21 protein-coding genes are annotated in these 23,303 nt (G+C 59.3%); 2 read left to right on the top strand and 19 right to left on the bottom strand.

Features of this window, described 5'->3' with window-relative positions; all coding sequences use genetic code 11:
* Positions 1–5 precede the first annotated feature (5 nt).
* The 18 genes from acs to MB818_RS18125 form a co-directional block, all read right to left on the bottom strand.
* Positions 6–1,952 (bottom strand): acetate--CoA ligase, encoded by a 1,947-nt coding sequence (gene acs / locus MB818_RS18210; protein WP_238905967.1) that lies wholly within the window; start codon positions 1,950–1,952, stop codon positions 6–8.
* A gap of 8 nt (positions 1,953–1,960) precedes the next feature.
* The gene (lipA, locus tag MB818_RS18205) at positions 1,961–2,914 is read right to left on the bottom strand and encodes a lipoyl synthase (protein WP_238905966.1); all 954 of its coding nucleotides are present in this window, start codon (positions 2,912–2,914) and stop codon (positions 1,961–1,963) included.
* Between the two features lie 66 nt (positions 2,915–2,980).
* Positions 2,981–4,039 carry an ABC transporter ATP-binding protein gene (locus tag MB818_RS18200; RefSeq protein ID WP_234168266.1) on the bottom strand — a complete coding sequence of 353 codons (1,059 nt, stop codon included), beginning with the start codon at positions 4,037–4,039 and terminating at the stop codon, positions 2,981–2,983.
* A 1-nt stretch (position 4,040) separates the two neighbouring features.
* Complete coding sequence (locus tag MB818_RS18195) at positions 4,041–5,144, bottom strand: ABC transporter ATP-binding protein (RefSeq protein ID WP_234168267.1); 1,104 nt, start codon at positions 5,142–5,144, stop codon at positions 4,041–4,043.
* 12 nt (positions 5,145–5,156) lie between these two features.
* Positions 5,157–6,089, bottom strand: a complete 933-nt coding sequence (locus tag MB818_RS18190; RefSeq protein ID WP_234168269.1) for a carbohydrate ABC transporter permease — start codon at positions 6,087–6,089, stop codon at positions 5,157–5,159.
* Entirely contained in the window at positions 6,086–6,943 is an 858-nt protein-coding gene (locus MB818_RS18185; RefSeq protein ID WP_234168270.1) for a carbohydrate ABC transporter permease, read from the bottom strand. The genes MB818_RS18190 and MB818_RS18185 overlap by 4 nt, the downstream gene beginning before the upstream one ends.
* Positions 6,944–7,025: 82 nt before the next feature.
* Complete coding sequence (locus tag MB818_RS18180; RefSeq protein WP_238905964.1) at positions 7,026–8,678, bottom strand: ABC transporter substrate-binding protein; 1,653 nt, start codon at positions 8,676–8,678, stop codon at positions 7,026–7,028.
* A 78-nt stretch (positions 8,679–8,756) separates the two neighbouring features.
* The gene (locus MB818_RS18175; protein ID WP_238905962.1) at positions 8,757–10,487 is read right to left on the bottom strand and encodes a sigma-54-dependent Fis family transcriptional regulator; all 1,731 of its coding nucleotides are present in this window, start codon (positions 10,485–10,487) and stop codon (positions 8,757–8,759) included.
* Positions 10,488–10,655: 168 nt separating this feature from the next.
* Entirely contained in the window at positions 10,656–11,135 is a 480-nt protein-coding gene (locus MB818_RS18170; protein WP_238905960.1) for a peroxiredoxin family protein, read from the bottom strand.
* A 28-nt stretch (positions 11,136–11,163) separates the two neighbouring features.
* Positions 11,164–11,496: a carboxymuconolactone decarboxylase family protein gene (locus tag MB818_RS18165; protein ID WP_238905958.1), complete on the bottom strand. Its 333-nt coding sequence runs from the start codon at positions 11,494–11,496 to the stop codon at positions 11,164–11,166.
* Between the two features lie 140 nt (positions 11,497–11,636).
* Positions 11,637–12,737 carry an acetoin dehydrogenase dihydrolipoyllysine-residue acetyltransferase subunit gene (locus MB818_RS18160; protein WP_255700180.1) on the bottom strand — a complete coding sequence of 367 codons (1,101 nt, stop codon included), beginning with the start codon at positions 12,735–12,737 and terminating at the stop codon, positions 11,637–11,639.
* A 5-nt stretch (positions 12,738–12,742) separates the two neighbouring features.
* On the bottom strand, positions 12,743–13,750 hold the full coding sequence (locus MB818_RS18155; RefSeq protein ID WP_234168286.1) for an alpha-ketoacid dehydrogenase subunit beta: 1,008 nt from the start codon (positions 13,748–13,750) through the stop codon (positions 12,743–12,745).
* Positions 13,751–13,774: 24 nt separating this feature from the next.
* Positions 13,775–14,755, bottom strand: a complete 981-nt coding sequence (locus MB818_RS18150; protein WP_234168288.1) for a thiamine pyrophosphate-dependent dehydrogenase E1 component subunit alpha — start codon at positions 14,753–14,755, stop codon at positions 13,775–13,777.
* Between the two features lie 16 nt (positions 14,756–14,771).
* Positions 14,772–15,812: an ATP-NAD kinase family protein gene (locus MB818_RS18145; RefSeq protein ID WP_234168290.1), complete on the bottom strand. Its 1,041-nt coding sequence runs from the start codon at positions 15,810–15,812 to the stop codon at positions 14,772–14,774.
* Positions 15,813–16,268: 456 nt separating this feature from the next.
* Positions 16,269–17,066, bottom strand: coding sequence for an FAD binding domain-containing protein (locus tag MB818_RS18140; RefSeq protein WP_234168291.1), 798 nt, complete (start codon positions 17,064–17,066; stop codon positions 16,269–16,271).
* 13 nt (positions 17,067–17,079) lie between these two features.
* On the bottom strand, positions 17,080–19,434 hold the full coding sequence (locus MB818_RS18135) for a xanthine dehydrogenase family protein molybdopterin-binding subunit (protein ID WP_238905955.1): 2,355 nt from the start codon (positions 19,432–19,434) through the stop codon (positions 17,080–17,082).
* A 14-nt stretch (positions 19,435–19,448) separates the two neighbouring features.
* Positions 19,449–19,919, bottom strand: coding sequence for a (2Fe-2S)-binding protein (locus tag MB818_RS18130; RefSeq protein ID WP_234168295.1), 471 nt, complete (start codon positions 19,917–19,919; stop codon positions 19,449–19,451).
* Between the two features lie 35 nt (positions 19,920–19,954).
* A complete protein-coding gene (locus MB818_RS18125) occupies positions 19,955–20,455 on the bottom strand; it encodes an SRPBCC family protein (RefSeq protein ID WP_234168297.1) in 501 nt (166 codons plus the stop codon).
* Between the two features lie 78 nt (positions 20,456–20,533).
* On the opposite strand from MB818_RS18125, the gene MB818_RS18120 reads away from it, so the two are divergent.
* A complete protein-coding gene (locus tag MB818_RS18120) occupies positions 20,534–21,811 on the top strand; it encodes an RNA polymerase factor sigma-54 (RefSeq protein WP_234176972.1) in 1,278 nt (425 codons plus the stop codon).
* A gap of 101 nt (positions 21,812–21,912) precedes the next feature.
* Here the strand turns inward: MB818_RS18120 and MB818_RS18115 are convergent, their stop codons facing one another.
* Complete coding sequence (locus MB818_RS18115) at positions 21,913–22,452, bottom strand: hypothetical protein (RefSeq protein WP_238905954.1); 540 nt, start codon at positions 22,450–22,452, stop codon at positions 21,913–21,915.
* Between MB818_RS18115 and MB818_RS18110 the strand changes: the two genes are divergently transcribed.
* On the top strand, positions 22,429–23,295 hold the full coding sequence (locus tag MB818_RS18110; protein ID WP_238905953.1) for an IS110 family RNA-guided transposase: 867 nt from the start codon (positions 22,429–22,431) through the stop codon (positions 23,293–23,295). The two genes, MB818_RS18115 and MB818_RS18110, sit on opposite strands and share 24 nt — an antisense overlap.
* Positions 23,296–23,303: the final 8 nt, after the last annotated feature.

Genomic DNA, 23,303 nt, shown 5'->3' with positions numbered 1-23,303 from the left:
ACTACCTATTCTTTCATGCGGTTTTCGACGAGATCGTCAACGACAGCCGGTTCCGCGAGAGTTGAGGTGTCGCCTAGTGAGTCGAAGTCGTTTTCGGCGATCTTGCGCAGGATGCGGCGCATGATCTTGCCCGAACGGGTCTTGGGCAGGCCCGGCGCCCATTGGATCAGATCCGGTTTGGCGATGGGGCCGATCTCCTTGCGCACCCAGACCTCAAGCTCTTTCCGCAACTCGTCGGTAGGGTCTTCGCCCGCCATCAACGTGACATAGGCATAGATGCCCTGGCCCTTCACCGGATGTGGATAACCGACGACAGCGCTTTCGCTGACCTTGGGGTGGGCAACCAGCGCGCTTTCGACCTCGGCGGTGCCCATGCGGTGGCCCGAGACGTTGATCACGTCATCGACCCGGCCGGTGATCCAGTAATAGCCGTCGGCATCGCGGCGGCAGCCGTCGCCCGAGAAGTAATAGCCCTTGTAGTCGGTGAAATAGGCCTGCACGAAACGGTCGTGATCGCCCCAGCAGGTGCGCATCTGGCCGGGCCAGCTGTCTTTCAGGCAGAGCACGCCCTCGGCGGCAGTTTCGGTCTGTTCTTCGGCGGTCTGCGCGTCGAGGATCACCGGCTGCACACCGAAGAACGGCTTGGTGGCGGAACCGGGCTTGGTCGCGGTGGCGCCGGGCAAGGGCGTCAGCAGGTGGCCGCCGGTTTCGGTCTGCCACCAGGTGTCGACGATTGGGCAGCGGCCGTGGCCGACGACATCGTTATACCAGTTCCAGGCTTCGGGGTTGATCGGTTCTCCCACGGTACCGAGGATGCGCAGGCTCGACAGGTCGTGTTTCTCGACCCATTCCTTGCCCTGACCCATCAGCGCGCGGATCGCGGTGGGGGCGGTGTAGAACTGGTTGACCTTGTGCTTTGCGCACACCGCCCAGAAGCGGCCAGCATCGGGATAGGTGGGCACACCCTCGAACATCAGCGTGGTGGCGCCATTGGCCAGCGGGCCATAGACGATATAACTGTGGCCGGTGACCCAGCCCACGTCCGCCGTGCACCAGAAGATGTCGCCGTCGTGATAGTCGAAGACATACTGGTGCGTCATCGAGGCATAGACCAGGTAGCCGCCCGACGTATGCACCACGCCCTTGGGCGCGCCGGTCGAGCCCGAGGTGTAGAGGATAAACAGAGGGTCCTCGGCGTTCATCGCCTCGGGCACGCAATCGTCGGCGACCCGGGCTTCCATCTCGTGCAGCCAAAAATCGCGGCCGTCCACCATCGGGATATCGCCGCCGGTGCGCCTGACGACCAGCATCTTCGGGCTGGACTTGCACTTACCGAAGGCCACGTCCGCATTGACCTTGAGCGGCGTGTTGCGACCGCCGCGCGGGGCCTCGTCTGCGGTCACGACCACGGCGGCGCCGCAGGCGTCGATCCGGGCGGCTAGTGCGTCGGCAGAGAAGCCGGCGAAGACCACCGAATGGATCGCGCCGACCCGCGCACAGGCCAGCATCGCATAGGCGGCCTGTGGGATCATCGGCATGTAAAGCACGACGCGGTCGCCCTTGCCGACGCCCATCTCTTTCAGGACATTGGCGAATTTGCAGACATTGGCGTGCAGGTCGCGATAGGTGATGTGCTGCGCCTCAGCGTCCGGATCATCGGGTTCCCAGATGATCGCGGTCTGATCGCCGCGGGTTTCCAGGTGACGGTCGATGCAGTTGGCGGAAACGTTCAGCTCGCCATCCTCGTACCATTTGATCGACACGTTGTCATAGGCAAAGGACGTGTTCTTGATCCGGGTCGGCGCTTTGATCCAGTCCAGCCGGTCGGCCTGGTCGCCCCAAAACCCTTCGGGATCGTTCACCGATCGGTCATACATCTGCTGATACGTGGCGGCATCCGCATGCGCCTTGGCAGCAAGCCCTGGGGACGGTTGGAACAGTTCTCGTGACATGGATATTCCTATTGCGAATGAGTGGCGTTCGCCCTATTGCGCTTGACCTTGAGGTGGTCGAAATCTTCTTCGGCGTGATAACTGGATCTGGTGAGGGGGCTGGCCGACACCATGGCAAACCCCTTTGATTTCGCAATTCGCTCCAGCCTGGCGAATTCCTCAGGGGTCACGTATCGCTTGACCGGATAGTGCCGTGGCGTGGGCTGCAGGTATTGGCCGATGGTCAAGAAATCGACCTCGGCGGCCCGCAGGTCGTCCATCACCTGCAGGATTTCCTGGTCCGTTTCGCCCATCCCCACCATCAGGCCCGATTTTGTGGCGACGTCCGGGTCGAGATTCTTGACGCGTTTCAGCAGGTAGAGGGATCCGAAATAGCGCGCGCCTGGACGGACTCTGAGATAGAGGCGCGGCACGGTTTCGATGTTGTGATTGAAGACATCCGGCTTGGCCCGCATCACCGTTTCAAGCGCGGTCGCATCTGACATCCGGAAATCGGGTGTTAGAATTTCAATCGTCGTGTCCGGCGTTTTGCGCCGGATCGCGCGCAATGTCCGTGCGAAATGTTCTGCCCCGCCGTCCTCCAGATCATCGCGATCCACCGAGGTGACCACGACATGGCGCAGACCCATTTTGGCCACGGCGTCCGCGACCCGGGCAGGCTCGAAGACATCCAATGCATCGGGCCGTCCGGTCGCAACATTGCAAAATGCGCAACCGCGGGTGCAGGTATCACCCATGATCATGAAGGTCGCGTGCGATTTTGACCAACACTCGCCGATGTTCGGACAGGCGGCTTCTTCGCACACGGTGGTCAGCCGCTGACCCCTGACCGTGGTGCTGGTGCTCTCGAACACATCTCCACTCGGCACTCGCACCCGCAGCCATCGGGGTTTCGGCAACGGTCTTGTCGCGTCTACTTTCTGTTTTTCAGGGTGCCTTATCCGTTGCGCCGCCGCGGTCACGTTACTCTCCGTTTTCTGGTTCTGACCTTGGTTTGATGGATCACATTGCCAAGAGGTCTTTGGCTGCTAGACCCTCTCGCCCACGTCATCAAAAAAATGCAGGTGGCGCAGATCAAAGCTCACCCGCTGCACCGCATTCTCTTTAAGGGTGACTTGGCCGGGAGCGCGTATCTTGACAATCTGATCACCCAGATAGGCGTTGATAATCGTATAGCTGCCCAGCGGTTCGACAGAACTCACATTCACATCAATACTCGGGTTTCCCTCACTTTCGCCGAGCCAGATATCTTCCGGGCGCACACCCAAAGTGCCATCGCCGCCTTTGCGCGTTGCGCCGGTTATGGGAACTGTCGGCAACGACGAGGTATTGAAATGAACGCCGGACGCCGAGTAAGTGCCCTTGAAGAAATTCATGGGAGGTGAGCCAATAACTCCGGCCACGGCCACTGAATTGGGGGTGCTATACACCTCGTCGGGCGTCCCGATCTGGGCAATCTTGCCGTCGATGATCACTGCAACGCGGTCAGAGATTGCCATGACCTCTTCTTCGTCGTGGCTGACATAGACAAACGTCTGGTTGTTCTCGCGCTGCAGCCGTTTGAGTTCCACCCGCATCTCTTCGCGCAATCGCGCGTCAAGCGCCGCAATCGGTTCGTCCAGCAGCATGGCCCGGCTTTCGGCTGCAAAGGCTCGGCCCAAGGCAATCCGCTGACGTTCCCCGCCCGACATTTGTGCAGGGTTTTTGTGCAGGATGTGGCTGACATGCAGAACCTCGGACACGAAATCGAGTCTTTCTTCGATCTCCTTCTCCGACGCGCCGCGTTCTTTGAGGGGAAAGATGATGTTTTCCCGTCCCGTCATATGCGGAAACAGCGCCAGGTTCTGAAAGACCATGGAGATATCGCGTTCAGCAACATCCAGAGCCGCACCGTCCTTCCCCGAGAGCGTCACTGTCCCCTCCTCGGGCTGCAAGAGCCCGAGGATTAGTTTCAGGATCGACGTTTTCCCGGTGGATGGCGGGCCGAAGATGCCAAAAAACTCCCCCTGCGCCACGCTCATGCTGATCGGGCCGAGTGTAAAATCAGGGTATCTTTTTACCGCGTTCGAAATCTCAATCGCTGTCATCTTACTGTCCTCCCAGCCTGCGGCCCGACTCCAGGTCAAATGCCATGCTTGCCCCTGACGGCAGATAGAAGGGAACGTCGTCCCCGACCCGCAGCTGCGCCTGATCATCGAACGCGAGGAACATGGTTTCCTGAACTTGCAGATAGGCCAGCCGTTTCGGCCCGACCCGCTCCAGTACCTCGACCTTGCCCTGCATCCGAATGTCGTTGTCAGCGCGCTTCTCACCGAAATAGATGTCCTGCGGACGAATTCCGAAAGACCCGCTGTGCACTTTCGCATCGCTGGTGAAAGCGGTTTTCACCTGCCCGTCCAACCGGATCTCTGCGCCGCCGTGCAGCATCAGTCGAAGGGCGCCCTGTTCCTCGCGCAATTCGCCATCAACAAGGTTCATGCGTGGACTGCCGACGAAGTTTGCGACAAACCGATTCTGAGGGTCGTTGTAGATGTCGAGAGGTGCGCCGTATTGCATCAGTTTTCCCTGATCGATGATCGCTATCTTGTCGGCCAGGCTCATCGCTTCGATCTGGTCATGGGTGACGTAAATCATTGTCTGGCCGAATTCGTGCTGCAGCACCTTCAACTCGGCCCGCATATAGGCGCGGAATCCCGCATCGAGGTTCGAGAGCGGTTCGTCCAGCAGGAAAATTCGCGGCTCGACTATGGCAGAGCGGCCGATGGCCAGTTTCTGCATTTCGTTCACCGACAAGCTCGAGGCCGGTTGGTCCAGCCTGTGCGAAATGCTCATCCGGTCGGCCATAGCTTTCACCCGGCGCTCGATTTCGGATTTTCCGACCTTTTTCACCTCAAGCCCATAGGACAGATTCTTGTAGACGCTCAGATGCGTGAAGATCGCGTAGTTCTGGAACACGAAACCGATATTGCGGTCTTGCATCCGCACGTGGCCCAGGTCCTGGTTGTCGAACAGGATCGCGCCTTCGGTGGCGTCTTCCAATCCGGCTATCATGTTCATCGTCGTGGTTTTGCCACAGCCCGATGGGCCCAGCAGGGCAACAAATTCACCCTCCTCGATGTCAATGGAGATGTTGTCGACGGCGGTGAAATCGCCAAAGCGTTTGGTAACGTTCTGAATCTGGATAGATGACATTCCCTGCCCCCCTTATTTCTTGGCCATGTAGGACAGGCCCTTGACCGCAAGAATGCTGAGCGCGATCAGGATCGACAGGCCGATGGTGGCCACATAGGCCCACTCCAGATCACCGAAGGTCTGTTTGTAGAGAAAGACCGAGATGGTTTCCGTCTGCACACCCGGTCCGCCCTTGGTCATGATGAAAACAAGATCGAAGATCTTGAAACATTCGACTGCGCGCAGCACGAGCGCGATAATGATGACAGTCTTCATGCGCGGCAGGATGATCTTGACGAAGTTCTGCCAGTTCGACCCGCCAAGAAGCTTTGCCGCCAAGAGCTGATCCGAGGGCACGCCCAACATCCCTGCCAATAGGATCAGGAACATCAAAGGCGTCCACTGCCAGATATCGGCAATGATGACCGAAATCATCGCGCGGTTCACATCCGTGAGCCACGAAAACTCTGCCGGCAGGCCAAGATGGTCATTGACTGGCCCAGTGCCCTGGAACAGCAGGAAGAACATCAGGCCGACGACGGCGGGCACGATCATCATCGGGGTCAGCATGATCGAGTAAAAGATCTTGCGCCCCGGAAACTTGTCGATGAAGAGATAGGCAAGCGCCATGCCTAGGAAGAATTGCGCGGGCACCGCTACGATCATGATGAGAACCGTGCGCCAGAGCGCCCCCCAGAAACGGGGATCGGTTATCATGAACCAGTAGTTTTCGCCCCAGTTGAAGACTTCCCATGCCTGATACCAGGGGATGCCTTCCAACGGAGTCCACCAGGTGAAGGACAGGTAAAGCTGCATCAGGAGCGGAAAGACCACGATGAACAGCAACAGCAGCAAGGTCGGCAAAACGAACCAGAAGCCCATGCGCGGCCCGTCGCGGGCGACCTTTTGCCAGTAGCCCATGGTGTCGGCATTTCCCGTGGTGTCAGTGAGGGTTTGATCGGTCATTGTTTCAGTGCTCCGAAGGTTAGGCCACGCACTAGGTGCTTCTGAATCATCAGGCCGAAGACGACAGGAGGAATGGCAGCGATCACGCCGAGGGCGGCTTTCATGCCGTACATCTGACCGCCCATCGCTGAGGTCAGAGTTGCCATGTAGACTGGCAAGGTGACCCATTCCTTCTGGGTCAAAAGCAGCGCCAGCAGGTAGTCCGACCAGTTGAGGATGAAGACAAACAATGCGCAGGTCGCCAGACCCGGTTTCACAATCGGTAGCGTGATCCGATAGAAGACCCGCCAGTACGAACAGCCCGCCACGCGCGCCGCGTCTTCGATCTCGACTGGCACTTCCTCGAAGAAGGTCTTCATAAGCCAGAAGGCGAAAGGCAGGGTGACGATCCCGTAGATCAGGCTCAGGCCCCACCAGGTATCCACAGCGCCGATAAAGGCCCACATCACCATGACAGGGATCATGACCGCCAGGGGCGGGAAAAGTCGCAATTGCAATACCGACAACGGCAGGGATTGCGCCAGGCCGAACCGTACGACTGCGTATGAAGACAGCGTGCCGCACACGACCGCGATAAGCGTGCCACAGATCGAGGTCACGAGGCTTGCGATCAACGGGCCTGAGATCGTTCGGTCGAGACTGACGACCAAACCCTCGGCATGACCGTAGAAGATAAACTCAAAATTCTGCCAGGTCGGGTTTTGGGGGAACCACGTCAGGCCAGAAACCGTTGTCCATTCCGGGTAGGGTTTGAAGGCCATCGTGACCATCCAAAGCAGTGGATAGAGCACGACTGCGCTTGCGAGCAAAACAAAGAAGTATTTCAGCGCCATGGCGCTTGCCGAGGTTTTCACGGGCCCACCCCCTATCATTTCAAGTGTTTTGATGTTCGGGGCCCGGGCATGTTTCCGGGCCCCGAAGACTTCCGACGCAGGACTATGCGTCGTCGACGATGGTAGGCCAGGTTTCGCGGCTCGCCTTGATGGCATCCACGATGCCGTTGCGACGCTGACGTTTGATGATCCGCTCCCATTTGCCTTGGGCGGCGTCCATTGCCTCGCGTGCCGTTTTCTGACCGGTGATCGCGGCCTGGATCTCCTCATCCAGGGCGTTGTCCAGCGCGGTCTGCCCGGCGAAGTTGATCGACGGAACCGACCGCGCAATCGTCGCCGGGATCGTCTCCATCGAGTACGGGTGGTAGGTCGACGCCACGAGCGGTTCCCTGAAGTTCGCCTGCTGGAACGGGTCGAAATATCCGCCCGGGTTGCCGGCCATCCAGGTGTAGGTACGAGTCGAGCTGAGCCACTGCAGGAAGAGATAGGCGGCCTCGGGATGGCTCGACTGTGACGAGATCCACGCGGTGATGTTGTAGTAGAGCACCGAGCGGCGGTTGATCTTATCACCGAAGCGTCGCCCGACAGGCAGGTGGCTTCCGATCATGCCGGTGGCCTTCGATTTCGGAGTGCCGTCGGCATTGAACCCGTCACCGAACTTCACCAGGTTGGTGTAGATCGCGGTGTGAGGGATCAGCAGGTTCCACATGGTGGCGTAGGCCTCGGCCCATGTGAAGGTCAGCGAGTCCGGCGGCGACCACTCGAAGGACCGCACGTGTTCTTCGGCGCATTGGATCCCCAGCTCGGTGTTCAGCTGCGGATTGGCTTCCGCATCGAAGAAGTGGAAGTTCGGGAAATCCATCGAGGCGAAGCGGGCATAGAAGGTCGCAAGACCCCAGAACGGGCTCATCAGGTTGCCGTTGCCATACATCGTGCCGTTGCCGAAATCCTTGCCTGTGAAGAATTTCGAGATGCGATCGACCTCGTCCCACGTGTCAGGTGTTTTCAGCTCTGCCCCGGTCTCGCTTAGGAAGGCCTCCTGCACACGCGGGTCTTCGTAAAGACCCTTGAGGTAGAACCAGGTCTGATAATCGCCGTCGAGCGAGACGGAATAGTAATCGCCGGCGTAGGTATAGAGCAGCTTCTCGTTTTCGGGTGTCGTCGTTCCGCGTTCGCGATCACCCCAATCGGGCTGATACCGCGTGACGAAATCAGAACAGTTGACCGCCCCGCCCGACGACACCAGATCGCCGGTCGAGTTCCACGGCCCGGTGTAGATGTCGAAAGACCCGCCGCCGGTTGTGACATCCTGCATCACCTTCTTGAAGATGTCTTCGGCGGGCGCGCCGATGATGTCGATCTCGATGCCGGTCTCGCGCTCCCAGACCTCCTTGGCTGACGGTGCCCCATCCGGGAAAGGTTTGGTGATCTGTCCGATCGCCCCGTCGGTCAGAAGCATGGTGATCTTCTGCGGCACGTTGCCGGCTTCGCGCAGCGCCTTGATGCCTTCAATGGCGCGCCCTTCCGACATGGTACTGTTGTACTGAAAGCGTTCGGCGCCATCAAAACCGGTCGGGCCGCCGGTCATGCCTGCGGCATAACCATTGGCAAAGGCCGGGGCAGCCATGAAATTCCCCAGCATTCCCATGCCGCCTGCCGCAGCCAGCGTTGCCGTGGAGCTCTTCAGGAACTCGCGGCGAGATGGTTGAATCACATTTGGTGTCTTAGATGACATTTTTCCCTCCCATTTGGACATCCAATGTTGTCAGGGAGAGATAAGCAACAAGTGTGCCAAGTCCTAACCGGGAGTGATCTATGGCTCGTCCAGACAGATCTAGCCGAGAATTTGCTCTGGCAAATCAGGTAGTTCGACCGTGTCACCATCGTAGAGTGCAAGGCAGACTTCTAGCGTGGTTATCAACTCGCGGATGTTCCCGGGCCAGTCGTAGCCAAGCAGCGCCTGCCTGGCTTCCTTCGAGAAATGCAGCGGTGCATCGGGCGAGACGACACGAGCGACCTGATCGATCACCCATGACTTGTCCTGGCGTTCGCGCAAGGCGGGGATTTGCAGGACGACGCCGTTGAGGCGGTAGAAGAGATCCTGGCGGAACTGTCCGGCATCGACCAGAGCCTTGAGATTTCGGTGCGACGCCGACACGACGCGCACGTCCACCGGCACCGGTTTTGTCGCGCCGACCGCCATGACCTCTTTTTCGGCCAGCACGCGCAGCAACCGCGCCTGCAGCGCCAGAGGCATATCACCGATTTCATCGAGAAAGAGCGTGCCGCCATTGGCCTGTTCGATCAGGCCCTTCTTGCCTTTGGCATGGGCGCCGGTAAAGGAATTGGGCGCGTAGCCGAAAAGCTCGCTTTCAATCAATGCTTCAGGCAATGCCGCGCAATTGATGGCCACGAACGGCCCCTTCTTCTTGCGCGCCTTGTGAAGCGCCTTGGCGACGAACTCTTTCCCGACCCCGGTTTCACCCTCAAGAATGATACTGATGTGCTTGTCCACGATCCGGGCAGCTTTTCCGGCCAGTGCAAGCATCTTGCCATCACCGCCGTGAATACGGGTCAGCGCATCGGGCATCGCCGGCTTCGACGCGACGCTGACCGATTTCACCGGCGCGCGCACATCGGCGAACATGATCTGACCGTCGGACATTTCCAACGCCTGCTCACCCGGGGTCTCTGCCCCCAGCAGACGGGGAATATCGTTGAAATCGAAGTCGAAGACATCCTCGAATGGTTTCCCGACGAAACCCTGGCGCGTTTTCCAATTCTGACCGAGCGTCTTGGCGAAAAGGCGGTGAGCGCCGTGCGTCAGGCCGGAAATCGTGCCGTCCGAGGCAACCGACACCGCGCAATTCGGGTCGACGCCCAGGAACTCCGAGGTCGTATTCAACCGCATGATCCAGTCGGACTTGCGGGAATTCATGAGGTTCGCAAGCTCAATTCGGCGCACACACGATTTCACAACTTCAAGTGTCAGCGCCTGACTATACTTTTCTGAAGGCGACATCAGCAAAGAAACATCTAGTACCCCGATCAGCGCGCCATCGACATGATAGATCGGGGCCGCTGTGCAACTCAGCGGCGTATGTGCCATGTCGAAATGATCCGTTTGATGGATCGTCAACGCTTCGCCAGAGGCAAGGCAAGCCCCAACGCCGCAGGTGCCGGCATTCGCTTCCGACCATTCCGAACCGATATATAGCCCCGCCCGCTTAAGTTCACGATCAACTTTTTCGTCGCCGATGAAATCGACTGTGACGCCCTTAGCATCGGTCAAGAGCAGGACGTAGCCCATCGAATTCACACGCCGGTAGAGATCCTCCATGCCGAAGCGCGCAATGGACAGTAGGTCCTCGGCCTCCTGACGGTGCTGGCGCAACGTGGTTTCCGGCAGGATCCGTGCTTCGCCTCTGTGTTCCGGATCGAGTTCGTGGTCGTTAAGGCAGCGAAGCCAGGATTGCACGACCTCGGGGTCGCGCTCGGTTGCTCTGCCTTCCGCGGCATCAACAATTTCCTGGACGTGCTTTTCAAACACGATTGTCTGGTTCATTTCGCCACCCCTCCCAAAGTGTCGAATGACAACCTACTGGGAATGTATCCCCGTAGGCGCAAATATCGTTATCATGCTTCGCAAAATAAGGCGACTCCTTACCGTAGAAGACTAGTTTCGTGGGGCGCGTGACCGTCATGCGAGCCCGTCGCATTTGAGACGGATTCGTCAGAGACCCCCCAAAACGGCTTCTGCGCCGGACACCGTGACTGCGGTTGCATCCGGCTCGACGGCAATACTCTCAATGTTGCTGTTCCGTACCAAAGCAGCGTACCGCTGGGTGCGCATACCAAGACCAAGTTCCGTTAGATCAAGCAATTGGTCCGCGGCCTTGGCAAAGACCTGACTTCCATCTGCCATGAAATGTACGTTCGCCGGTGGGTTCAGGCTGTCCGCCCAAGCTTTTACGACGAAGAAATCGCTTGTCGCCAGAATAACGATGTCGTCGACGCCCTTTGACAGGAACTTGTCAGCGTTTTGCAGATAACCCGGAACATGGTCATCTGCGCAGGTGGGCGTGAATGCGCCCGGCATCGCGACCACCAGAACCGTCTTGCCTTTCGAGAATTCTGAAAGGTCGATTTGCTTGATTTCGCCGCCTTCGAACTGCTGAACCGGCGTGGAAGGAATGCTCGATCCGACTTCCATGGAAACCTCCTGAAAATGTTGGATGTCGTCAAAGGTGATCATAGGCATCAAGGGCCTTGGCGGCGTAGACCGTGCCCGGCCCGCCCGACATTTCGACTGCTACAGCCAAGACTTCGACCAATGTGTCACGGTCGGCCCCATGGGATTTGGCTTCGTTCACATGGTAGAGGATGCAATCCTCGCATCCGCGTGCGGCTGCGATCGCAACGGCAATGGTCTCTTTCATCGCCGTGGAAATCTTCCCTTCCCTAGCAGCGGTATCTGCGAGCCCTTTGAAGGCCATCATGGTTTTCTGATCGGCTTTGAACAAACCCATCAGTCGTTTGTTGACCTCGGCCAGCTTTTCGTTATGTGCGCTCATGTTCTTTACTTTCTGTCATTGGATGTTCCCGTCCGGCGGGGAGGTCACCGGACGGGACTTGAGATGTGCTCGCTTACGGCCAGTCCGACGAGACACATCGACCGCACTTTTGCGCAGATGCGCCAGTGCGACAGGAGCAATCAGAGCTGAGCCTTGATCAGCTCGTTCACGCGTGCGGCATTCTCCATCATGACCATGTGCCCGGCATCCGCGATCACTTCGACCTTGGCGCCGCTGATTGCGCTGGCATGGCTTGGCGGAATAACGGCGTCCTCCGCCCCCCAGATCACGGTCGTCGGCACGCCCGACGCGGCGACTCCCGCAGCGATGCTCGCGCCCTGCTTTCCTTGTGAAAACAGATTGCCTTTGAGCGCGTCCAGGAACGCCTGGACACCATCGAGGCGCTTGTACTTCAGCAGATCATCCACCATCGAGCGGCTGACGAGGCTGTCATCGGCAAAGAGGTGTTTCAGCACCGGCTTCAACTCCTTGCGGGACGCCGCCGAAACAAATCCACCGATATAGTCTGGGTTGATTTCATCCCCCAGACCCGCCGAGCAGATCAGCGTCAGCGATGCCACTCGCCCCACATGGTCAATCGCCGTCTGTCCCGAAACCAGCCCCCCCATCGAATGGCCAACCAAATGTGCCTTTTCGATGGACAAGTGATCCATCAATTGAATGACGGCCGTCACCATCGTGCCAAGACCGGGGTTGTCGATGGACTTTACCGACCCGCCATGACCAGGCAAGTCAAGTGCATAGACCGGCGCATCGGCCGCAACCGCGTCCACGTTGAAAAGCCAGTTGTCGCTGTCGCCGCCAAACCCGTGAATGAAAATGACCGGGGTGCCTTCGCCCTCCCGCGTCAAATAGCGGATACGGCCGATTTCAAGGTCGGCTGTCTGATGGCTGGGAACTTCCTCTCCGTCTTCCTCGACCTCGGGCATCTCGAAGGCCGCAACATAGGCGTCGATCTCGGCATCCGAGACCGACGCCGGCGCCAGGACACCCAAAAGAGCCTGAACCGGATAAATCTCTCCGGCTGTCCCGACGCATCTGCGCAGGAGGCCACCGTCGGCGGCCTCCACGACATTTGCGATCTTATCGGTCTCGACATCCATGATCTCGTCGCCAGGGTTGATCTGAGTTCCTTCTTCCACATGCCAGGCGGCAAGGGTGCCCACTTTCATGGAAAGCCCCCATTTCGGCATCAGGATCGGTACGATTTGATCGCTCATTTGAGTTACGCCCCCATCGTCTTGCGCACGGCCTCTGCGATCCGGTCGGGCGACGGGATATAGAGGTCTTCGAGCGACGGTGAGAATGGCACGGGCGTATGCGGCGCGGTGACCATCTCGATCGGGGCTTTCAGCGCCTTGAACGCATCCCGCGCAACCGTCGCCGAGACGTCCGTCGCGATCGAACAGCGCGGGTTGGCTTCGTCCACGCAGACCAGTCGCCCGGTTTCCTCGACGCTCTCGATCACCGTGTCCATGTCGATGGGCGAAAGCGTGCGCAGGTCGATCACTTCGCAGTCGATGCCCTCCTTCTTCAGTGTTTCCGCCGCCGCCAGCGAATTCGGCACCATCAGGCCATAGGCCACAATGGTCACGTCGCTGCCTTCGCGGGCGATATTGGCCTCGCCAAAGGGGATCGCATAAGGCTCTTCCGGCACATCGCATTCGGAGGCGTAGAGGTTCTTGTGCTCCAGGAAGATGACCGGATCATTGTCGCGGATCGCCTGGATCAAAAGACCCTTGGTGTCATAGGCGTTCGAGGGGCAGACCACCTTGAGACCCGGAATGTGGGTGAAGATCGGTGTCAGCATCTGACTGTGCTGGGCCGCCGCGCGGAAGCCCGCGCCGCACATCGCACGGATCACCACCGGCGTTTCGGCCTTGCCGCCGAACATGTAGCGGAACTTGGCCGCCTGGTTGTAGATCTGGTCCAGGCAGACGCCCATGAAGTCGATGAACATAAGTTCCGCAATCGGACGGAGCCCGCAGGTCGCGGCGCCGATGGCCGCCCCCACATAGGCGCTTTCCGACAAAGGCGTGTCGATCATCTGCTTGGGGTGCTTGTGGTAGAGCCCTTTGGAGACCCCAAGAACCCCGCCCCAGGCGTCATCTTCGCCTGCGGCGCCCGCGCCGCCCACGATGTCTTCGCCCATCATGATGACGGTCTTGTCGCGGGCCATTTCCTGATCAATCGCTTCGTTGATCGCGTCTTTCATGCTCAGTGTACGAGCCATTTCTCAATCCTCCTTGTCTTGTCGTTAATAGGCGACGTACACGTCGGTGGTCAGTTCTGCGGGGCCAGGCAGCGGCGCGGCTTTTGCCTCTTTGACGGCCTCGTCGATCAAGGCGAGGACCTCGGCATCGATCGCGTCCAGTTCGGCATCGGTCAAAACCCCGGCCTCGGTCACTTTCGCGCGGAAGATCTTCAGACAGTCGCGGTTCTTGCGGTTGTCTTCGTTTTCGCCCGGCGCACGATAGGTCTGCGCATCGCCTTCGAAGTGACCAAAGAACCGGATCATCTTGCACTCAAGAAGCGTTGGGCCAGCCCCTTCGCGGGCGCGCTTGATGACCTCGCCCGCCGCCTCGTAGACGGCAAAGAAGTCGGTGCCATCGACGGTGATGCCCGGCATACCGAAGCCAGTTGCGCGATCGACGTAGGAGTCGGAGGCGACAGCGTAATCGACGGAGGTCGATTCAGCATAGCCGTTGTTCTCCACCACGAAGATCGCAGGCAAGTTCCAGATGGCGGCCAGGTTCATCGATTCCAGAACGGTACCCTGGTTCGACGCGCCGTCCCCGAAGAAGGTAATGCCGACCCCGTCGTGGCCAAGCTTTTGCGCCGCCAGTGCGGCTCCGCAGACCAGCGGTGCCCCCGCACCCAGAATACCGTTCGCACCCATCATGCCCTTGGACAGGTCGGCAATATGCATCGAGCCGCCCTTGCCCGCGCACGACCCGGTGGCCTTGCCATAAATTTCGGCCATCATGGCTTTGACATCGACGCCCTTGGCAATGCAGTGGCCGTGCCCGCGGTGGGTTGATGCTATGCGGTCATGGTCTTGCAAATGCATCATGATGCCGACGCCGGCGGCTTCTTCGCCGGCATACAGGTGCACAAAGCCCGGAATGTCGCCGCGGCCGAAATCGACATGCAAGCGCTCCTCGAATTCCCGGATCGTCTTCATCCGGCGATAGGCGTCCAAGAGCCCATCTTTCTCCAGTGGGAATGGGTTGCTCATGAGGTCCTCCCTTTTGTTACTGAGCGACATGAAGCGAACCATTCGCTTCCTTGGTGAGAAGCCCGTGCTTGGCGGCGTAGGCCATGCAATCGGGCACGTTAATCGTGCGGAAGGCATCGGCCTGAAGCCGGATGCTCACATCGTCGATTTCGCTGAAGGTCAGTTCACGCTCACCATCGAGCGCAAAGGAACCGGCCGAGACGCTGGGCAGGTAGACATCGTCCGGGACGATCGTTTCCACGGCGCCGATCCCGACCTCTTCGATCAGCCCCGGCGCGATAGGGGCGGTCAGGCGGGTCTTGGCCGTCTCAAGTGGGAGCAGGCGGACACGGCGTCCCTTTGGTGTTTCGCGATCCAGCGGTGCCAAAAGGCCAATAATCGAAGACATGCCGATCCCATCCGGTCGGCCAAATGTCACAAAAAGATCCCGAAAGCTTTCGGTCTTCCAGATCGCCCGCGCGCCGATGAATCTCTCCGAGACGACGGCGACATCGACCAGGGCAATCTCGCGCTGATCGTTGACGCGGACTTCCAGCCTCTTGTTGTAGGAAAATGCGTGGTCGCACGGCACCTGCCCTGTCACGGCAAGTCCGACAGCAAGGCCGGTGATCGTCGGCTCGCGTAGCTCAGGGAATGCGTTGTTGGTTCCCGTCGATACCCCCGCAATTGGGGTGTTACCGCACCTGGAGACAACGACGCGATTGGTTCCGTCGCCGCCCAGAACCACGATGGCACCAACGCCCTGATCATGCATCTGGCGCGCGGCTTCGGCGCTGTCGTCCGATGTGCAGGTCACCGGCATATCAAGGTAGGTGACCTTCGGAAAGCGCTGTCGGCCTGTCTTGCTTTCGCGCTCGATCGTGCGCATTAGCTGGGTCCGGATGCCGCCATTCTCGGGCATAATCACAACCTCGTCGACCCCAGTGGCCGAGAGCCCCGTCAGCATACGCAGAACGATATTGGCCCTGTCGTTGATCGGAAGATTGCCCGCGTGACTGACAATCCTGCGAATGTCACGGGCAGAAACCGGATTTGCAATGATGCCGACTTTGGTCACGGGCGACGCCTCCATTTACCCAGATAAAGCAACAAGTGTGCCAAGCGCCGGCCCGCGCCCTCCGCCCGTATCGAGTCAGTGCGGTGAGATAGGAAAAGCGAGGCACAGGACGGTCGGGCGCTTGGCGTCCCCGCAGTTGTCAGACCCAAGATCCGGACGTTGCCGACGAGCGTTGTCAGGCGGCTTCGGGCTCGACCTTGTATGGCATAATTTCAGGCAGACTGAGGCGCGCAACTCAGTACACGACCAAAATTACCGTCGTATGAGAGTGGCCAACGGCCGGGCGTCACCAACAAAATGGAGCCGCGGACCGATCGGACGGCTCCACGGCTTGCCTCATGATGGTCAGGGCACATGATCGCGTCGACCAGACAGCGGTCGCCAATGAGACGGAAACAGGGCGAACCCGGACGCCCGAGGCAGCACGGCCCCGGCGGCGTCCAGGTCCGGCCGACGTCAGCCAGCGGCTGTGACAGCGCGTCCGGTCAGCACCTTCACGAGGTTCGCCCGGTAAGCGCCATCCCCGTGCAAATCCGAAATTAGACCGTCGGCGGAGACCGCCAGGTCGGCAACCGCCTCTGCCGCGAAGCTGTCACTCAGGGCAACCTCGGCTTCCGTCCAGCGATGAACTCCGTCCTCGGATGCGCCCGTGACAGCGACCCTGACGCCGTCGGCGTATTTCGCGACGAACACACCCACCAGAGCAAAACGCGAAGCAGGCTGCGCAAACTTCTGGTAATGCGCAGCTTGCGGAATGGGCAGTGTCACCGAGGTGATGATCTCTCCCTCTTTCAGCGCGGTGGTGAACATTCCTTGAAAGTAATCGTCCGCCGCGATGTCGCGCGTGTTGGTTGAGATGGTTGCACCAGTGGCCAGTACAGCCGCCGGATAACAGGCCGCCGGGTCGTTGTTTGCCAGGCTTCCGCCAATGGTGCCGCGATGACGCACAGCCGGATCGCCGATGCGGCCCGCCAGCGAGCAAAGTGCCGGGAATGCGGTTTGCAGGTCCGAATTGCTGGCCACTTCCGAATGGGTCGTCATCGCACCAATCGTGACAGCTCCATCTGCGATCGAAATGCCGCGCAGCTCTTCTGCCCGAGAGATATCGACAAGGTCCGACGGGGCTGCCAATCGGGCCTTCATGGTCGGCAAGAGTGTCTGCCCGCCCGCCAGCAAGACACCATCTTCGGCCGAAGCCAAAAGCGATGCCGCGTCTGCAGTCGTGTGCGCGGCGTGATAATTTGCGTTGTGCATATCCTGACCTCCTCTATTCCGCTGCGATCCTGGCTGCGTTGATAGCCGCCCAGACCTTTGCGGGCGTCGCAGGCATGTTCAGATCATTGTTTCCGATTGCGCTGGTAATCGCGTTGATGACCGCAGGCGGTGTGCCGATGGCACCTGCCTCTCCGCACCCCTTCATCCCCAACGGGTTCGTAGTGCAGGTCGTGCCGTGATGAAGAACTTCGAAGTTGGGCAGATCATCGGCGCGGGGCATGGCGTAATCCATGTAAGAGGCTGACAATTGCTGGCCGTCTTCGCTGTATCTGACCTCCTCCAGCATGGCCTGCCCAACGCCCTGCGCGATACCGCCATGCACCTGGCCTTCGACAATCATCGGGTTGATGATCGTGCCAAAATCGTCCGATGCGACAAAGCTGACGATCTCGGTCTTGCCGGTCTGCGGGTCAACCTCGACCTCGCAGATGAAGCAGCCCATTGGGAAGGTGAAGTTCAGCGGGTCATAGAACGCCCCCTCCTTCAAACCCGGCTCCATCCCCTCGGGCAGGTTGTGGCCGGTATAGGCCGCCAGTCCGATCTCGTGCCATGCCAGTGACTTGTTGGTGCCGACGACCTTGGCCTGGGCGTCTTCGATGACAATGTCGGCCTCGGATACTTCCAGCAGGTGTGCGGCCAGTTTCCTGATCTTGGCCTCGACCTTGTCGAGCGCCTTGACTATGGCCGACATGCCGACCGGACCCGAGCGCGAGCCATAGGTCCCCATGCCAAACTGCACCTTGTCGGTGTCGCCATGCACGATCTGCACGCTGTCGATCGGCACGCCGAACCGGTCCGCCACCACCTGCGCAAAGGTTGTCTCGTGCCCCTGGCCATGGCTGTGCGATCCGGTGAGCACCTCGATCGTGCCGACGGGATTCATTCGCACCTCGGCGCTTTCCCAAAGCCCGACACCCGCACCCAGCGACCCGACCGCTGCCGAAGGCGCAATCCCGCAAGCTTCGATATAGCACGACATGCCGATGCCCCGTAGTTTACCGCGCGCCCTGCTTTCGGCCTTGCGCGCGGCGAACCCCGCCCAGTCCGTGGCCTCCATCGCCTGACGCATGTTGCCTTCGAAATCGCCGCTGTCGTAGTTCATGATGACCGGCGTCTGATGCGGAAATTCACGGATGAAGTTGATGTTGCGCAGCTCGGCTGGGTCCTTGCCCAACTCGCGCGCTGCGGTCTCCATCATGCGTTCGACGAGATAGGACGCCTCGGGCCGCCCTGCCCCGCGATAAGCATCGACCGGCACGGTGTTGGTATAGACCCCCAGCACCTCGCAATAGATGTTGGGAATGTTGTATGTGCCCGATAACAGCGTAGCATAGAGATAGGTGGGTACTGCGCTGGAAAAGAGCGACATATAGGCGCCGAAATTGGCCTTGGTCGACACCTTGAACCCGACGATCCGTCCTTCGGCGTCGAACCCCATCCTGGCCTTGGTCAAATGATCGCGGCCATGGGCATCGGTCAGAAACGCCTCGGTCCGGTCAGACGTCCACTTCACCGAACGATTGGTTTTCATCGACGCCCAAAGGCAAGCAATCTCTTCGGGGTAGATGTAGATTTTCGAGCCGAACCCGCCGCCCACATCCGGTGCGATCACGCGCAGCTTGTGTTCGGGTGCGACCTGATAGAACGCGCTGAGGACAAGACGCGCCACGTGCGGATTCTGGCTGGTTGTGTACAGCGTATAGTGATCCTCGGCCTCGTCAAAAGTGGCGATTGCCGAGCGCGGCTCCATCGGATTGGGGCTGAGCCGGTTGTTGGTGATATCCATCTCGGTGACATGAGCGGCATTGGCAAGCGCCTTGTCCGTCGCGTCCCTTTCACCGATTTCCCAGTCATAGACGATGTTGCCCGCAGCGTTCTCGTGGATCTGTGGCGCATCATCGGCCAGCGCCGCCGCGATGGTCGCGGCCACCGGAAGCTCCTCATAATCGACATCGACCGCCTCTGCGGCCGCGCGGGCCTGGGCCTTTGTCTCGGCGATGACGATGGCCACCGCGTCGCCGACATAGCGGGTCTTTTCGGTCGCCAGCGCCGACCAGGCGCCCATATTCATGGGGCTGCCATCCTTTGAGGTGATCGCCCAGCCGCAAATGATGTTGCCGATACCGTCACCGGTCAGTTCCGCGCCATTATGGATGGCAATGACACCGTCCATGACCATGGCAGCGCTGGTGTCGATATTCCTTACGCGGGCGTGCGCGAAAGGTGACCGCACAAAAGCGGCGTAGGCCTGGTTCTCCATTCGGATGTCGTCGGTGTATTTACCTTTGCCGGTGGTGAAGCGCTTATCTTCCTTGCGCTTTACCGGCGCGCCTATTCCCTGGCTCATTCGATTTCCTCCCCTTACATCTCGCCAGCGGCCTGGGCGATGGATTTCACGATGTTGTGGTAGCCGGTGCAGCGGCAGATATTGCCTTCGAGCTCATGGCGGATGGCGGCTTCATCGAGCGTTTTGCCCGCCGACTTGTAGCGCTGGACCATATCGATCCCGCTCATGATCATCCCCGGAGTGCAAAAGCCACATTGCAGCCCGTGATTGTCGTTGAACGCCTTTTGCATCGGATGCAGATCACCATTGGCCACACCTTCGATTGTTGTCACCTCGGCGCCATCGGCTGATGCCGCCAGCATCGTGCAGGACTTGATCGCCTTGCCATTGACATGCACAACACAAGCGCCGCATTGCGACGTGTCACATCCCACATGGGTTCCGGTCAGGCGCAGGTGTTCGCGGATAAATTCCACGAGCAAAGTGTTATCCTTCACATCACCGCGCACGGGCTTGCCGTTCACGGTCATCTTGATCTCAGACATTCATTCCTCCCTTGAGTTTTGCCTGGGCCGGGTTCTCAGCTGACCAGCTTTTTGAACCACCCCTTCTTTGCTGTTTCGTTGCCATCGCCCTCGGAAGGCCCTTCGATCTGCTTCTGAAGGTTCTCGAAGAACTGATCGGCCATCTTCCTGGCAAAGCCGTCGATGATCCGTGACCCGAGCTGTGCCAACTTGCCGCCAACCTTGGCTTCCACGTTGTAATGGAGCACGGTCCCTGAGCCCTCGGCCTCCAGATGAACCTTCGCACCGCCCCTGGCGAAGCCGGCGGCGCCACCCTTGCCCTCACCGCTCAACATAAGACTCGTGCGGGGCACCATGTTGGAGAGCGTTACCACTCCCTTGAATGTTGCTTTGACGGGCCCAACCTTCTGCACCACCGTCGCCTCAAACCCATCCTCGGGAGAGCCGGACATTTCGGTGCATCCCGGCACGCAGGCCTGCAGAACATCCGCGGACAGGATCGCCTGCCACACCACGTCCGTTGATGCGGCGATTGTTCTTGAACCAATAAGATCCATAAATCCCCCTGACCTTTTCGTTGATAGCAAGCAACAGGTATGCCAAACCGGTTGGGGGACATCGGTTATGGAGCCGCAATGCGACAGACACAAAGACAGGCGCAGACGCAGAAGCTGGCGCTGACGCAAACCATGCGCAACTCCCTGGCCCTGCTCGAGATGGGGCCTGACGAAGCCATCCGGGTCATATCGCGCGAAAGACGCCGGAACGCCTTTCTTGTCGCCATCCCGACCGGCGCACCGGGCGGCGGCAGTCCGGCCTATGATCTCGACGGGCCGTCGCAGGAAACCGCGCTCGACGACATCGGCAAGCAGATCGGACTGATCCGCTTGACCCGGCAAGAGTCCGAGCTGGCAATCGGGCTTTTGCACAGTCTGGACGACCGGGGTTTTCTTGCTGACAGCTTTGACGACATGGCAGGCTACCTTGGCGTTTCAGTGAACGACATCGCTCGGCTGGTCCCCCTCCTGCAAGAGCACGTCGATCCCCCCGGTCTTTTTGCCACCTCGCTTGCCGAGTGTTTCCGGCTCCAGCTTGAAGCCAAGAACCGGTTCGACCCCTTGATCGAGACACTTTTGGGCCGGCTCGACCTCGTGGCCAAACAGGACGTTCCGAACATATGCGCGCTGTGCGGGGTTGACGAGGAGGATGCTATCGACATGCTCAAAGACATCCGCAGCCTGGATCCCGCTCCGCTGGTCGACAAGCAAGACGTGGGGCACGTGCAGGGCGCACCGGAAATCATTATCCGGACCGGCGCCGACGGTGGCTTGCAGGCCGAACTGAACCAAGACGCCCTGCCCTCGATCCTGACCGACGACGGGCTGTTTTCAACGACGTTAAACACCGAAACAGACGGCAATGCCCAAAGCTACTATCGGGATTGCTACAGAAGTGCCGCGAACATGGTGCGCGCGATGCAGAAGCGTGCCAACACGCTGCTGGCGACGGGCAACGCGATCGCGCAGCGACAGGAGAAATTCATTAAATCTGGGCGCAGTCGGAACAAGCTGCCGCTCACCGTCGAACAGCTCGCATCCGAAGTGGGCGTCCACAAAAGCACCATCAGCCGCGCCTTGAGGTCTTGCCGCATCATGACGGATATCGGCACGTTTGCCGCCAAAGAGTTCCTGGCGCTCGGCCTTGCGTCGGACCAGGCTGCAGGCAAGACACGAGAGCAGGCACTACAGCGGTTGTCTCTTCTGATCATGACTGAGGACCAAAAACGCCCAAGTTCAGATGATCAATTGATGCGGCAACTGGAGACAGCTGGTTTCAAATTGTCACGCCGTACCGTGGCCAAGTACCGCAAGATGCTTGCCATTCCAGGGGCACATGCCCGCAAGGTCCTGTAGCATCTTCTTGAAAATGCCTGTCGCGCATTTCTGGTTTAGTGCGGCTTAGTCTAGAGAACCGCACAACAATGCTTCTCGGATACCTTCTCTGAGTTTCTGCTCTAAAGTTCGGGGCTTTTAGCTTGCGCCGCACCATCCAATTTCAATTGCTTGATCTTGTCCGTGACGATGTCGCTTAGCACATGAAGCGCGGCATTCCATTGAGGTGATATAAAACGATATGGCTGGGAAATACCAATTTCTGCAAAACCTTGGTGGTCAAGCAGATAATATGAAACGGCAGAACAGGTGTTGGGTAGCGAAAAAAGCATCCCTGATTTGTGCGTCAGTTGCGTGCTACCATACTCGAAACCAACGGCACAATCCCGGCCGGTCGACATGTTTTCCTTGAATTGCTCAACAACTTCCGGGGCAAGTTTCTCTCCTAAAGTGGAATAACTTGCGGCACCCCAACCCGCACCATGGCCGAATTCTGTAAATCCAAAGGCTCTATCTGAGGTTAACCCTGTGCCGAAGTAGTGCGTCGGCCTGATGAACTGTTTTAGAGGAAACGACCCGTAGACGTGAGCCGAGATTGGCTCGATGTTCATTGCCTTCCGGAAGGTCAGCGCCACCGTATGCCCAATGATGACGACGGTCATGTTGCCGTGGCCAATCTGGCCCGACACCGCGAGGCCATCGTGTGCTTCGAGGCGACGGGCGGGCAGGAATGGCGGCTCTGGTTCTATCTGGAGGACGCAGGCGTCGAGGCCCGCCCGGTGCCGCCGGCCCAGGTCAAGGTATTCGCGCGTAGTCTTGGAACCCGCGCAAAGACCGACAGTATCGATGCTGAACTCATTGCCCGATTCATGATCTTCAGACCCGACGCTGGACGAGCACTTCCGGCGGAACATCTGCGTCTTCTCAGGGCTTTGACCACCAGGCGGGCACAGGTGGTCGAGATGCGAAAGCGGCTTCTGGCGCAGATCCGGGCGCATCGGAAATCCGGAACTGCGGAGCTTCTCGAGGATATCGATTTGGAGCTGAAAGAGCGGCTGAATGTAGCAATCACCGAGCTGGAAAGCCGAGTTTCAGAGCTTCTCGGTCACGACAGGCGTCTCGTGGACACCACGCGGATCCTCCGTTCCGTGCCCGGCATCGGACCGGCAGCCAGTTCGACGCTGATCGCCGAACTTCCCGGACGCGGCGCGCTCACCGGTAAAAAGGTTGCGGCGCTGAACGGTCTGGCGCCAGTGGAGCAGGACAGCGGAACGCTGCGCGGCAAGCGCACCATCGTCGGTGGCAGGCGCGCCCTGCGGTATGTCCTGTTCCAGGCAGCACTGGTCGCCTCGCATCACAACCCGGCGCTTAAAGCCTTCGCAGATCGGCTCCGTAAAGCCGGGAAACCACACAAGGTCATCGTCACGGCCGTCGCGCGCAAGCTCGTCATCATCGCCAATGCTCTGTGCAAAAGACGGCGGGAATGCGAGCCCCGCCACCCCTGACAGATACA

Source organism: Ruegeria alba (assembly GCF_022321465.1).
GTDB lineage: Bacteria > Pseudomonadota > Alphaproteobacteria > Rhodobacterales > Rhodobacteraceae > Ruegeria_B > Ruegeria_B alba.
This window is presented reverse-complemented; position numbering and strand designations above follow the sequence as displayed.

Coding starts and splice junctions, on each gene's coding strand:
- MB818_RS18150 (WP_234168288.1), bottom strand. CDS start 14,755: ATGAGCAACCCATTCCCACTGGAGAAAGATGGGCTCTTGGACGCCTAT.
- MB818_RS18110 (WP_238905953.1), top strand. CDS start 22,429: ATGCCCAATGATGACGACGGTCATGTTGCCGTGGCCAATCTGGCCCGA.
- MB818_RS18195 (WP_234168267.1), bottom strand. CDS start 5,144: ATGTCATCTATCCAGATTCAGAACGTTACCAAACGCTTTGGCGATTTC.
- MB818_RS18125 (WP_234168297.1), bottom strand. CDS start 20,455: ATGGATCTTATTGGTTCAAGAACAATCGCCGCATCAACGGACGTGGTG.
- MB818_RS18200 (WP_234168266.1), bottom strand. CDS start 4,039: ATGACAGCGATTGAGATTTCGAACGCGGTAAAAAGATACCCTGATTTT.
- MB818_RS18115 (WP_238905954.1), bottom strand. CDS start 22,452: ATGACCGTCGTCATCATTGGGCATACGGTGGCGCTGACCTTCCGGAAG.
- MB818_RS18155 (WP_234168286.1), bottom strand. CDS start 13,750: ATGGCTCGTACACTGAGCATGAAAGACGCGATCAACGAAGCGATTGAT.
- MB818_RS18190 (WP_234168269.1), bottom strand. CDS start 6,089: ATGACCGATCAAACCCTCACTGACACCACGGGAAATGCCGACACCATG.
- MB818_RS18135 (WP_238905955.1), bottom strand. CDS start 19,434: ATGAGCCAGGGAATAGGCGCGCCGGTAAAGCGCAAGGAAGATAAGCGC.
- MB818_RS18140 (WP_234168291.1), bottom strand. CDS start 17,066: ATGCACAACGCAAATTATCACGCCGCGCACACGACTGCAGACGCGGCA.
- MB818_RS18175 (WP_238905962.1), bottom strand. CDS start 10,487: ATGAACCAGACAATCGTGTTTGAAAAGCACGTCCAGGAAATTGTTGAT.
- MB818_RS18160 (WP_255700180.1), bottom strand. CDS start 12,737: ATGAGCGATCAAATCGTACCGATCCTGATGCCGAAATGGGGGCTTTCC.
- MB818_RS18130 (WP_234168295.1), bottom strand. CDS start 19,919: ATGTCTGAGATCAAGATGACCGTGAACGGCAAGCCCGTGCGCGGTGAT.
- MB818_RS18180 (WP_238905964.1), bottom strand. CDS start 8,678: ATGTCCAAATGGGAGGGAAAAATGTCATCTAAGACACCAAATGTGATT.
- MB818_RS18120 (WP_234176972.1), top strand. CDS start 20,534: ATGCGACAGACACAAAGACAGGCGCAGACGCAGAAGCTGGCGCTGACG.
- MB818_RS18170 (WP_238905960.1), bottom strand. CDS start 11,135: ATGGAAGTCGGATCGAGCATTCCTTCCACGCCGGTTCAGCAGTTCGAA.
- MB818_RS18165 (WP_238905958.1), bottom strand. CDS start 11,496: ATGAGCGCACATAACGAAAAGCTGGCCGAGGTCAACAAACGACTGATG.
- acs (WP_238905967.1), bottom strand. CDS start 1,952: ATGTCACGAGAACTGTTCCAACCGTCCCCAGGGCTTGCTGCCAAGGCG.